General features: G+C 70.0%; 8 protein-coding genes. 1 reads left to right on the top strand and 7 read right to left on the bottom strand.

Translation table 11 applies throughout. The features are described 5' to 3' along the window. Positions 1 to 172 precede the first annotated feature (172 nt). The gene (locus ACFYST_RS29160; RefSeq protein ID WP_387866660.1) at positions 173 to 796 is read right to left on the bottom strand and encodes a TetR/AcrR family transcriptional regulator; all 624 of its coding nucleotides are present in this window, start codon (positions 794 to 796) and stop codon (positions 173 to 175) included. Positions 797 to 939: 143 nt separating this feature from the next. On the opposite strand from ACFYST_RS29160, the gene ACFYST_RS29155 reads away from it, so the two are divergent. Beyond that, positions 940 to 2,493 carry an MFS transporter gene (locus ACFYST_RS29155; RefSeq protein WP_387866658.1) on the top strand — a complete coding sequence of 518 codons (1,554 nt, stop codon included), beginning with the start codon at positions 940 to 942 and terminating at the stop codon, positions 2,491 to 2,493. A 96-nt stretch (positions 2,494 to 2,589) separates the two neighbouring features. On the opposite strand, the gene ACFYST_RS29150 is transcribed toward ACFYST_RS29155, so the two are convergent. From ACFYST_RS29150 to ACFYST_RS29125, 6 genes are all read right to left on the bottom strand, one after another. Then, positions 2,590 to 4,341: a DUF4153 domain-containing protein gene (locus ACFYST_RS29150; protein WP_387866655.1), complete on the bottom strand. Its 1,752-nt coding sequence runs from the start codon at positions 4,339 to 4,341 to the stop codon at positions 2,590 to 2,592. 209 nt (positions 4,342 to 4,550) lie between these two features. After that, positions 4,551 to 7,664 carry an Ig-like domain-containing protein gene (locus ACFYST_RS29145; RefSeq protein ID WP_387866652.1) on the bottom strand — a complete coding sequence of 1,038 codons (3,114 nt, stop codon included), beginning with the start codon at positions 7,662 to 7,664 and terminating at the stop codon, positions 4,551 to 4,553. 220 nt (positions 7,665 to 7,884) lie between these two features. Continuing rightward, positions 7,885 to 8,841: a carbohydrate ABC transporter permease gene (locus ACFYST_RS29140; RefSeq protein ID WP_387866649.1), complete on the bottom strand. Its 957-nt coding sequence runs from the start codon at positions 8,839 to 8,841 to the stop codon at positions 7,885 to 7,887. After that, positions 8,838 to 9,863: a carbohydrate ABC transporter permease gene (locus tag ACFYST_RS29135; RefSeq protein WP_387866647.1), complete on the bottom strand. Its 1,026-nt coding sequence runs from the start codon at positions 9,861 to 9,863 to the stop codon at positions 8,838 to 8,840. Before ACFYST_RS29135 ends, ACFYST_RS29140 begins: the two co-directional genes overlap by 4 nt. A gap of 95 nt (positions 9,864 to 9,958) precedes the next feature. Continuing rightward, positions 9,959 to 11,329, bottom strand: coding sequence for an ABC transporter substrate-binding protein (locus ACFYST_RS29130; protein ID WP_387866644.1), 1,371 nt, complete (start codon positions 11,327 to 11,329; stop codon positions 9,959 to 9,961). 184 nt (positions 11,330 to 11,513) lie between these two features. After that, positions 11,514 to 12,065: a Clp protease N-terminal domain-containing protein gene (locus ACFYST_RS29125; protein ID WP_387866642.1), complete on the bottom strand. Its 552-nt coding sequence runs from the start codon at positions 12,063 to 12,065 to the stop codon at positions 11,514 to 11,516. Between the last annotated feature and the right edge of the window lies 1 nt (position 12,066).

The following is a 12,066-nucleotide window of genomic DNA, read 5'->3' as shown; positions in this document are numbered from 1 at the left end:
GGGGACGGCCGGGGCCGCGCCCGAGGACGCGCCCAGCTGCTTTCAGCCTACGCCGCCGCCCGGACAGCCCAGCCGCCCAAGCCGGGCCCGGCGGCCCCGGGCCCGGACCCGCCACGCCACGCCACGCCACGCCACGCCACCGGGCCAAGCCCGCTCCCCCGCCCGGCCCGCGTTACGGCCTGATCGCCGGCAGCAGCACCTGTCCGAGCAGGTCCTCGCAGAACTCGTCGTCGAACACCCCGGCGCAGAACTTGGCGCGGTACAGCAGCATCGCCGGCAGCACGTCGGCGACGATCGACACCGCCGCGCCCCGGCGGACGTCGCCCCGGGCCTCGCCGCGGCGCAGGATGCCGAGGATGCCCTCGGCAGTCGGTCCGACCACCCGCTCGTGCATGAAGCCCTTGAAGAACTCGGCGCGCTCGTAGTCCAGTTCACCCATCAGGGCGCGGACGGCCGCACCGGTCCGGGAGTTCAGCACCGCAATGTAGGCCTGGATGACGTGCCGCAGCTCGGCCTCCGCGGAGCCGAGGTCGGGGATGTCGGCGGGGGGCGGCATCACGGCGACCAGGGCGTCCATCACCAGGTCCGCCTTGGAGGCCCAGCGCCGGTAGAGCGCGGCCTTGCCGGTCTGCGCGGCGCCGGCCACGCCTTCCATCGTCATCCGGGCGAACCCGCCGGACGTGAGCTGGTCGAGCGCGGCCTCGAAAATCGCGGCCTCCAGCGCCTTGCCGCGCCTGCGCAGCGGGGCTCCCTCCACGGGGCCGTCGGCCGATTGCCGCCGGTCCGGCTGATCCATCGTCATCCACCCTAAAAGACGGTTGCGTTCACTATCGGCGCCGACTAATGTCCCCGATAGTGAACGAGACCGTTCACTATCCGTATTGCCGAGCACCTTACCCAGACAGCAACCGATAGCAGTAGCCGGCAGGGGGCACAACAGTGGCTATCTCCGACATGCTCAGCAAGTCGGCTCCACCGGGGGCCGGTCGCGACCGGCGCAAGGGCATCACGCTCACCGTCATCGCGGCCACGCAGCTCATGGTCGTCCTCGACGCGACCATCGTGAACATCGCGCTTCCGCACATCCAGGACGCGCTGAAGTTCTCCACCACCGACCTGTCCTGGGTGATCAACGCCTACACACTGACGTTCGGCGGCCTGCTCCTGCTCGGCGGCCGGGCCGGTGACATCCTCGGCCGCCGGCGGGTGTTCGTCGTGGGCGTGCTGTTGTTCGGCCTGGCCTCGCTGCTCGGCGGTTTCGCGCAGAACGGCGGCATGCTGCTGGCCGCCCGGGCGCTGCAGGGCGTCGGCGGTGCGATCTGTTCACCGACGGCGTTCGCGCTGATCGCCACCAACTTCAAGGAGGGACCGGAGCGGAACCGCGCGTTCGGCGTCTTCTCGGCGGTGGCCGGCTCGGGCGCCGCGATAGGCCTGCTGGCCGGCGGAGTGCTCACGGAGTACCTGAACTGGCGCTGGGTGTTCTTCGTGAACGTGCCGATCGCCGCGCTGATCGCCATCGCCGCGCCGCGCTACATCAACGAATCCGAGCGGCACCCGGGCGCCTTCGACCTGCCCGGCGCGCTCGCCTCCACCCTCGGCCTGGTCAGCCTGGTGTACGGGTTCATCCACGCCGCGGACCCGAAGGCCGGCTGGGGCGACGGCGTGACGATCGCCTCGTTCGCCGTCGGCGCGGCCCTGCTGGTCGCGTTCGCGGTGATCGAGCAGCGCACCGCCCAACCGATCACCCCGCTGCGGCTGCTGCGGAACCGCAACCGCACCGGCGGCCTGATCATGATGCTCTGCCTGGCCGCGGCCATGTTCGGCATCTTCTTCTACGTCACGCTCTTCGTTCAGCGCGTGCTCGGCTACAGCGCGCTCAAGGCGGGTGTGGCCTTCCTGCCGATCAGCGCCGCGATCATCGTCGCCGCGCAGCTCGCCTCCGCCCTCCAGGCCAGGCTCGGGCCCAAGCCGTTCCTGGCCACCGGCAGCCTCCTGGTGACGGCCGGTCTGAGCTGGCTGACGCAGACGGACGTGCACAGCAGCTACCCACTGGGCGTGCTCGGCCCGACGGTCACCTTCGGCTTCGGCATGGGCCTGATCTTCGTCCCGGTCATGCTGATGGCGGTCTCCGGGGTCGCGGCGCACGAGACGGGCGCGGCCTCGGGTCTGCTCAACTCGGTGCAGCAGATAGGTGGTTCGGTCGGCCTGTCGATACTCACCACGGTCTTCGCCAAGGCCGCCACCTCCGAGGGCAGCCGCCAGCAGCCGGACTTCCTCGCCCACGCCGGCCCGGCCGAGCTGCAGTTCGCCCAGCAGCACCAGACCTTCCCGCCCGGCAGCAGGTGGGCCAACGAGGTGCTGGCCTACGCCGTCTCGCACGCCTTCGTGGTGGGTGTGGCGTTCGCGGCGGTCGCGCTGCTGTCCGCAGTGTTCGTGGTCAGGGCGAGGGCCTCCGACCTGACGTCCGAAGCCCCGGCCGGAATAGCGATATGACGCCACATCACGCCGGCTGACACACAAGGAGGGCGGGGGGTGCCACTCGACACTCCCCCACCCCCGTCAACGACCGCCGGCCGCCGCCGCCGAACGTCAGCGGACCTCGATTTCCGTGCCCAGCCCGACCCTCTGGCAGGCCTGGTTCCGGTCCCAGACCACCGGGTGTGCCGCGAGGATCTCCCGGGCGCGGGCCTCGGCCCGGCTGACGGCGTACCAGGAGGGCGCGGGCTCGTTCGCCAGGTCGGCGGCGATCGGCTGGAGCGCGCAGGTGCGCAGGTCCTCGGGCAGCCGGTCGAGAGCGGGCACGGCGTCGACGGAGAGGCCACGCAGGTAGTCGACGTCGAGGCGGGCCGCAGAGGTGCGGTAGCGGTCGACGTTCTGCTCGGCGATCAGGCCGTCGGTCCGCAGCAGGCCGAACAGCGCCACGGCCAGGGCGGCACTGAGCACCACCGCGCGGGGCAGCCAGCGGCGGGAGGAGAGCACCGAGCCGACCAGCACCATCAGGAAGACCAGGCCTAGCCAGATCTCCATCGCGGCGACGTTGACCCGCAGGCGGGTGAGTCCGAACGCGTCCATGTACAGGCTCATCCGGACCAGCGCGGTGCCGACCACCACCAGGGTGAGCGCGCACAGCAGTCCGAGCATCACCTTGACCAGCAGCCGGTCGCCCGCGCTGCTGCGCGGCGCCCAGTACTTGGCGAGCGCGACGACCACCAGGGTGAGCACGGCGATCCAGAGCAGCTGCCAGAAGCCCTGGCGGGCGTACTCGGCGGGGGTCATCCCGGTGCGGCGCATGATCGAGCCGTAGCCGCCGATCAGCACCACCAACTGCACCACCACGAAGACGCCGAACAGCAGGTTCATGACCGCCAGCGGCATCGCCCACTCCAGCCGTCCGCGCTCCTTGCCGGCCCGGGTCCTGGTGCGGTCCCAGCGGCGGGGGACGGCGGCGGCGTGCGCGGCACCCAGGGCAAGCAGCACTCCACCGACGAAGTACACGAAACGCTGCGGGACATCCCCGGCCTCCACCGAGGGAACGAGGTGCCCCAGCAGGTCGGCAACGGTGGAGTCGGCGCCGGCGAACAGCATGCCGAAGACCACCAGCAGCACCAGGGAGACTCCGACGGCCTTCACCACCTGCCCGACCCGGGCCTTGGCCGGAAAGCGACGCTCCTTCAGCGCCCGTATTCCCCAGGCGAGTCCGGGCAGGAAGTGGGCCCACAGACCGATCGATCCCATCGCCACCCCGACCCAGCGGGCGCCGCCGTGCAGGGTGAGTGAGCCGACGCAGATCGCGGCGATCACCGCGAGCGTCACCGCCCCACCCGCACCGCTGACGGCCGGGACCAGGCAGAGCAGCAGCGCGGCCGCCGCGAACGCCAGGTGCCAGGGCTTGACCCGCCGCCCGGTGCCCAGTGCGGTGATCGCGGCACCGACCGCGCCCGCGAGGGCGCAGAGCAGCAGGTTGACGCCGAGTCCGCCACCGAGCGCCAGTGCGCTGACCAGCCCGGACGCGCCCGCCGCCGCCAGCACCCGCAGCCCGGCGGGCTCGATCGTCCGGGCCTTGCTGGGCCGCAGCCACTCCGGCTCGGGCAGCGGCGCCTGCGGCCGGTGCTGGTACGGCGCGTAGGGATTGGCACCCGCCGCACCCGCCGTACCCGCCGCAGTCGCCGAGCCCGCCGCACCCGCCGAGCCCGCAGCGACCCCCAGCGGCGCCCCCTTCCCGAACGCCCCCGGACGCGGCCCCGCAGGTGCCGCGAACGGGTCCGCCGGCTGCGGCTGTTCGCCGGAAGCACCGGGACCGGTAAAACCGCCAGCGCCACTGGAGTCGGACGGCTGCGACATGAAACCCCCTCAGAATGCGGGCATGCGGCGGTTTTTGGCCAGCCGCACGCCCGGTCGTGCCGGTGACTCTAGAGCCCGAACACCACTTCTGAACAGGTTCAAAAAGCCGCCGGGGCGGCTTGGTCACAGACTTGTGACACAAACCGCCCCGGCGGTGGGACGACAAGCGGGACAACGGGTGGGACGTCGGACGGGGCCAACAGGCCCGGTCAGTAGGCCCCGTACAGCGAGTACACGAGGTTGTCCTTCACGGCGGTGCCGAAGCTCGCCGGGAAGGTGCCGAACGGGACGCTCGCGTTGCTGTAGACGCCGGACCCGGCGGGGCCGGAGCTGTAGTGCATGTTGTTGACGGTGGAGCTGGTGCCGTTGGAGTTGTAGACCAGCCAGTAGGTGGTGTTGGCGGCCAGCGTGTAGGTGACGGTGGCGCTGTTCCAGGCGTTGGCGTTCAGCACGCCGACCGAACTGGTGGCCAGCAGGGCGTCCGGCGAGCCACCGTTGTCGCTGTAGACGGCGATCTGGAACTGGTTGTTGGGCGAGGCGCTGGTCTGTCCGGTGTGCACGTTCAGCGAGCTGAGCGCGATCGGCGAGTTGCCGGTGGTGATCTTCGAGCCGTTGAGGTGGTTGGAGTTGGTGTCGTCGAGCTGGGTGCCGATGGCGTTGTTGCCGATGGTCTGCGGCGGTGCGCCGGCGGTGGTGAAGGCCGCCGTGTAGGCGGCGGCCTGGGTGTTGCCCGCCAGGTCCTTCACGTTGGCGACGCTCAGCGTGTAGCCGGTGTTGAGCGAGAGGGCGGCGTTCGGGGTGAAGGTGGCGGTGTTGGTCGCGGAGTCCAGCGCGACGGTGCCGGCCACCGCGGTGCCGCCGCTGGTGGTCTTCAGCGTGACGTTGGTGGAGTTGACGGTGGCGGCCTGGACCGGCTCGCTGAAGGAGGCCTTCACCGGGGCGGTGGCGGCGACGCCGGTCGCGCCGTTGGCCGGGACGGAACCGGTGACGGTCGGCGGGACGGTGTCGGTGCCGTAGGTCGCGGTGTAGGAGCCCACGTTGCCGTCGAAGAAGGCGTACGTGATGCCGTGGATGGTCTCGATCCGGTAGTTGACGGCGGTGGTGCCCTGCTTGATGCCGGTGAGGGTGCCGCCCGCCGAGTTGACCGGGACCATGGCGCGCAGGCCGTTCGCGCCGCCGGTGATGCTGAAGCTCAGGGTGTTCGCGTTCCACGCCATCCCGGAGAACGCGGAGCCGTTGCGGAAGTCCAGCCAGTTCAGCAGCTGGCGGCCGGAGACCACGGGGGTGCCGTGCGCCTTGGCCGAGGCGATGACCTGGTCGGACGCGGTGGAAGCGGCGTAGTCGGTGTGGATGTTGGCGGTCAGGACGGTGTAGTAGCCCTTGGCGTTGTACGCGTTGTCCAGCAGCGTGTTGACGGTGCCCGGCATGGACTGCCCGGACTCGTCGGTGAGTTGGGTGGTGGCCTGGTACTCGTTGATGGTGGCGCCGTTGCTGTCCGCGAACTTCATCGGCAGGCCGGTGCCGTTGAAGTAGCCGGGCCGGTCCTGCACGAAGCTGCCCGGGTAGTAGTAGTAATCGGTGTCCAGCCGGATGCCGTTGGCCAGCTTGGTCTTGGCCTGGGTGGCCCAGTCGTCCCACTCGACGCAGTGGGTGCGGGTGCTGTCCGGGTTGGGCAGCGAGGGGTACTTGGCCTTCCAGGCGGCGAGCTGGGTGGTGTAGACGTTCGCCAGGTCGGTGGGGGCGCCCCACGGGGTGCAGTTGGTGGTGATGTGGGTGCTGATCTCGAAGCCCTGGTCGGAGTAGGCCTTGGCCTGGGCGTCGGTCATCGGCCCGCTGGCGTAGACGTTGGACGAGGCGCGCACGCACTCCCAGTTGGCGACATTGCAGCCGGCCGGGCTCTGCGCGATGTAGCCGTCGAAGCGTCCGGTGGTGCCGCCGATGCCGTGGTCGTCACCGGTCATCACCACGACGGCCTTGACGTCGCGGGGGAAGTACCAGAACTTCGGCAGCGGCTTCTTGGCGGCGTCCATGGTGGTGATCAGGTTGCCGAGCAGGCGCTGCTGTTCGTCGGCGATCGGGATCTGCGCCTTGTCGAGGTTGTTCCAGTTGAGTTGGCCGCCCGTGCCGAAGAACATCTCGCTGGCTTCGATGCCGTCCACGTTGTCGCGTTGCTGGCCGCCCCAGGCGATGTTGCCCTGGCGGGTCTGCACCACGGACTTGGCGAGGTCGAAGGTGAACGCGGCGGCCTGGCCGGTACCGGCGGTGCGCAGGGTGACGGCCGGGTTGGTGGTGGCCACGGCGACGTCGCTGTACAGGGTGGCTACGGCGGTGGCGCCGTTCAGCGTGTACTTGTCGGCGGTGCCGTGGAAGCCCATGGTGTCGGAGGTCAGTCCGGTGCCGGGCGCGGCGGTGGTGTCGATCTTCAGGTAGGAGTCGGCCAGCGTGTCGGTGGTGGCGGTGAGGCCGAGCAGCCCGGCGAGCTGCTTGTCGGGCCGCATCGCGACCAGCCGTCCGCCGCCGTTCACCCAGGTGGTGAACATGCTGGTCTGGGCGGCCGTCAGCTGGTTCTCCGCCAGCAGCACCACGTCGTACTGGGCGAGCGTGGCGGAGGTGACGGTGCCGAGGTCGGCGGTCTTGTAGTAGTTCAGGCCCTCGGCCTTGAGGATCTCGCCGTAGTACGAGGTGTACGGGTTGGCGGGGTCGGTGACCAGCAGGATCGGGCCCTCGTTGCCGGGGCCGTTGCCGGGTGTGGTGCTGCCGCCGCCGGACGGGGTGTAGGTGGCGTAGATGGAGTAGTTGAGGCTGCCGGTGGAGACGGCGCCGAAACTGCTGGGCCAGGTGCCGAAGGCCTGGCCGCCGGTGGAGTAGCCGCTCTGGCCGCCGCTGGAGTAGTTGAGGTTGTTGACGGCGGCGGAGACGCCGTTGGAGTTGTACGCCAGCCAGTAGGGCGTGTTGGGCGCGAGGGTCGCGGCGACCGGCAGGGTGTTCCAGGCGTGCGCGGTGAGCGTGCCGGACGCGGAGGAGCCGAGCAGCGGGCCGGGCTTGCCGGCGACGTCGCCGTACACCGCGACCTGGTACTGGTCGTTGGGCGTGGAGCCGACGGCGCCCACGTACACGCTGACGCTGTTGACCGTTCCGCCGCTGGAGCCGGTCACGAAGCGCGAGGTGTTGATGTAGTTGGAGTCGCCGGAGTCGGTGGCGGTACCGACGGTGTTGTTGCCGAGGACGGCGGTGGTGTCCGCGTGTGCCGCGGGCGCCGCCATCAGTCCGGTGGATGCGAGCAGGGCCACGAGCAGCCCGGCGAGCCGTTTTCTGAACCTCACGCCAACCCCCCAAGGTCGGATGACCGGATGAACGGCAGAAGTGCCGTCCTCCGTCCTATCGGCTCCGACCCCGGCGCGTCCGCAGAATCCTCACATCACAGCCACGACTTCCGGCCAACTCGAACGCGAAAGCTCCGCATCCGACCAGTATGTCTGCACACCTTCAACACAGGCGTTTGCGTTCAACACTTGAACAACCCGGTCGCAGGCGTCACAGGCGTCAGCCCTTCACCGACCCTGCCAGCAGCCCGCGGACGAAGAAGCGCTGCAGCGCGAAGAACACCGCCAGCGGCACCAGCATCGACAGGAAGGCGCCCGCCGAGAGCAGTTCCCAGCGGCTACCGTTGGAGCCGGACAGCTGGGCGAGCCGGGAGGTCATCGGCGCGACCGTCGGATTGCCGCCGGCGAAGGTGAGCGCCACCAGCAGGTCGTTCCACACCCACAGGAACTGGAAGATGGCGAACGAGGCCAGCGCGGGGGCGCTCAGCGGCAGCACGATCGAGCGGAAGATCTTGAAGTGCGAGGCGCCGTCCACCACCGCGGCCTCCATCAGGTCGCGCGGCAGCTGGGCGATGAAGTTGTGCAGCAGGAAGATCGCCAGCGGCAGCGCGAACATCGTGTGGGTCAGCCACACCGGCACATAGGTGTCCTTCAGATTGAGCGCCGGAATGATCGTCATCGAGCCGAGGTGGGCGCCGCCGGAGAACAGCCGCAGCAGCGGGATCAGCGACATCTGAAGCGGAACGATCTGCAGCGCGAAGATCACGAAGAACAGGGTGTCGCTGCCCTTGAACCGCACCCAGGCCAGCGCGTACGCCGCCATCGCGGCCAGCACCAGCGGGAAGACGGTGGCGGGGATGCTGATCGCCACCGAGTTGACCAGGTACGGCATCAGGCCGCCGGAGGTGCCGAAGGAGTTGTCGAACAGCACCGCCCGGTAGTTCTCCAGCCCGAAGTCGGGGTGGACGAACGCCTCCCACCAGCCGGTGGACGCGACGTCGGCCTTGGGGCGCAGCGAGGTGACCAGCAGACCGACGGTCGGGATGGTCCACAGAGCGGTCACGACGACCACCAGGAGGCTCGCCAGCGGGCTGCTGAAGGACCGCCGGACGGCCTTCACGGGCGGCAGTTCGGGCTCGGGTGCCTTGGCGGGGGCCAGGGTGGGCTGGGCGCTCATCGGGTCGCACGCTCCTTGCGCAGCAGGGCGATGTTGTAGACCACCAGGGGGACCACCGCGAGGAAGAGGATCACCGCGAGGGCGCTGCCGCGTCCGTAGTTGTACTGCTCGAAGCTCTGCGAGTACATCTCGTTGGCGAGCACCTGGGTGCCGTAGTTGCCTCCGGTCATGGTGCGGACGATGTCGAAGGCCTTCAGTGTGATGATCATGATGGTGGTGAGCACCACCACCAGCGTGGTGCGGATCATCGGCACGGTGACGTGCAGGAACAGCCGCAGGCCGGTGGCGCCGTCGAGCCGGGCGGCCTCGGTGATCTCGTCCGGGATGGCCTTGATCGCGGCGGACAGCACCACCATGGCGAAGCCGGTCTGCACCCAGATCAGGACGGCCATCAGCAGGAAGTTGTTCAGCGGCTGGGACAGGATCCAGTTCGGCGGGTCGTCCCAGCCGAGCGCGACGGCGAGCTGGCTGAGCAGGCCGACCTGGTTCTGCCCGGCGCCGCGCGACTCGTACACGAGCTTGAAGATCAGCGAGGCGGCCACCAGCGAGACCGCCATCGGCATGAAGATCAGCGACTTCCAGACCGCCTGCCCGCGCATCCGGTCCACCATAAGGGCCAGCGCGAGGCCGAGCCCGGTGGCCGCGAGGGGGGCGATCACCAGCCACAGCAGGGTGTTCAGCAGCACCCCGTGGATGGGTGAACTGGTCAGCGCCCAGCCGTAGTTCTTCCCGCCGACGAAGCTCGCGCTGTCGGCGTCCAGGAAGCTCAGCACGACGGTGCGCAGCAGCGGCACCACCAGGCCGGTGAGCAGCAGGACGATCGCCGGGCCGAGCATCAGCGCGATCGCCAGTGGCCGGGAGAAGCGTCCGGTGGCGCGGCCGGCCGCGAAGAACACGGCGAGCAGGACGCCGACGAAGCCCAGTACGGCGCCGCCGGTGTTGCCGAACTTGACTGCCGCGTCCTGCCACAGCGAGTCCGCGAGCTGGAACGCCGGCCCGGCGAGCCGGGTGTCGGTGGGCATGCGCAGGGTCCTTCCTCAAGACCTGGTGATCCCGGGCATGGGGAGGGCAGCGCGGGCGGACGGCTCACCTGCCCGCGCTGCCCTGCGAGTTCGACCTACTGGGGCCAGGCGGCGTCGATGTCGCCGGCCGTCTTCTGGATCGACTGGCCCTCGGCGAACCAGGCGGTGAGCGCCTTCCATTCGGCGCCGGCGCCGACGGCGGCGGGCATCAGGTCGGAGGCGTCGAACCGGAAGGTGGCGGTCGGGTCGGTGAGGAACTGGGCGGACAGCTTGTCGATCGGGTCGGTGTAGAGGCTCTTGTCGACGCCCTGGTTGGCGGAGACCCAGCCCGGCGAGACCTTGACCCGGCTGCCGGCCCACTCCGAGGTGGACAGGTAGTTCTGCACGGCCTGCACCTCGGGCCGGTCGGAGAACGCGGTGAGGAATTCGCCGCCGCCCTCGACCGGGCTGGTGACCTGCGGGTTCACCGCGGGCAGGTGGAAGGCGAAGACGTCGCCGTCGGGGCCGATGTTGGTGCCCTTGGGCCACTGCGCGCGGTAGAAGGACGCCTGCTGGAGCATCGCGCACTTGTTGCTGAGAATCGGGGTGCCGGCGTCCTGGAAGGTGGTGGTGGCGATCGACTTGACGTCGCCGAAGCCGCCGTTGACCCAGGCCGGGTTCTGCATCCAGTCGGCGACGGTCTTCATCGCTGTGGTGATCTTCTCGTCGGAGAACTTCACCTTGTGGCTGACCCACTGGTCGTAGACGTCGCCGCCGTACGAGCCGAGGACGATCTCCTCCAGCCAGTCGGTGGCGGGCCAGCCGGTGGCGGTGCCGGAGCCGATGCCGCCGCACCAGGGCTTGGTCGCGCCGGCCTTGGCGATCTTGTCGCTGAGCGCCATCAAGTCGGTCCAGGTCTTGGGGACTTCGTAGCCGGCGGCCTTGAAGGCCTTCGGGGAGTACCAGACCAGGGACTTCATGTTGGCGCTCATCGGCGCCGCGTAGAAGGTGCCGTTGACCGATCCGTAGGTCTTCCAGATCGGCGACCACTTGTTCTCGTTGTCGACGGTCTGCTGCGGGGGCTTGACCACCTTGCCGCTCTTCACCATCTGGGCGAGCAGGCCGGGTTGCGGGATGACCGCCAGGTCGGGGGCGTTGCCGCCGGCCACCCGGACCGGCAGCTGCGACTCGAAGTCGTTGGAGCCCTCGTAGACGATTTTGATGCCGGTGCAGGAGCTGAAGTCGGCCCAGGACTTCTCCAGCGAGTCCGACTCGGGCGCCAGGATCGACGCGTACATCGACACCTTGGTGCCCGAATGACCGGCGTAGGCCTGGTACTTGGCGCAGTCACCGGTGAGCGCGGCGGCCGACGATCCGCCCCCGCCGCCGGACGAGGAGCTGTTGGAACAGGCGGCTGTCAATGCCAGTGCCAGAACAGCCGGTACGGCCAGCAGCCTCCGGCGTCCAGTGGTCACGGGGGTGATCAATGCGGTCCTCCTTGCCAGGGCATGGGCATGCCAGCCGTAAGAGAAACAACACTGCGCTGTACCGAAGATGGGGTCTGTGTACCCAGCTGATCGCTGGCTCAAAGACGTTAACCCACCGGCCACCCCACGCCAAGGAGCGCGTTCGACCTTCATCACCCGGCGCCCCAGTTGTGACCGCGCCGTGCTACGAGGCCGCCGCCCGGCCGTCCGTCAGCGCCGCCTCCGCCTCCCGCTCCAGATCCGCCAGGTCCGCACCCCGCTCGCGCAGCAACCGCGCCGCCGCACCGCCCTCCCGGATCAGCCCGAGCAACAGGTGGCCGGTCTCGATCCGGCGCACCCGCCGCCCGGCCGCCGCGCGCAGCGACAGCGCCAGCACCCGCTTGGCCGAGTCGGTGAACCTCGGCCCGCCCCGGCGTGACGGCCGGCCCGGCAGCGGGGCGTCCAGCGCGCCAGGGCCGAACGTCGACTCGACGGCCTCGCGGACCGCCGCCAGGTCGATGCCGATCGCCGCCAGCGCCGCCCCGTCCCGCTCCGGGTCGGGGCCGCCCACCGCGCGCCTGGCCCCGTCGAGGCCGACGCCGAAGCGGCCGAGCAGTACGGCCGTCGGGTCCTGCGGCTGGGCGAGCAGACCGAGCAGCAGGTGCTCGGCGCCCAGGTGGTCGTGGTGCAGGCGCTGCGCCTCCTCGGCGGCGAGCGTCACCGTGCGGCGGGTCTCCGCCGCGAACCGTTCGAACATC

It is taken from the genome of Kitasatospora sp. NPDC004614 (genome assembly GCF_042873675.1).
Classification (GTDB): Bacteria; Actinomycetota; Actinomycetes; order Streptomycetales; family Streptomycetaceae; genus Kitasatospora.
Note: the sequence above shows the minus strand (reverse complement) of the source record. Positions and strands in the feature narration are given on the sequence as shown.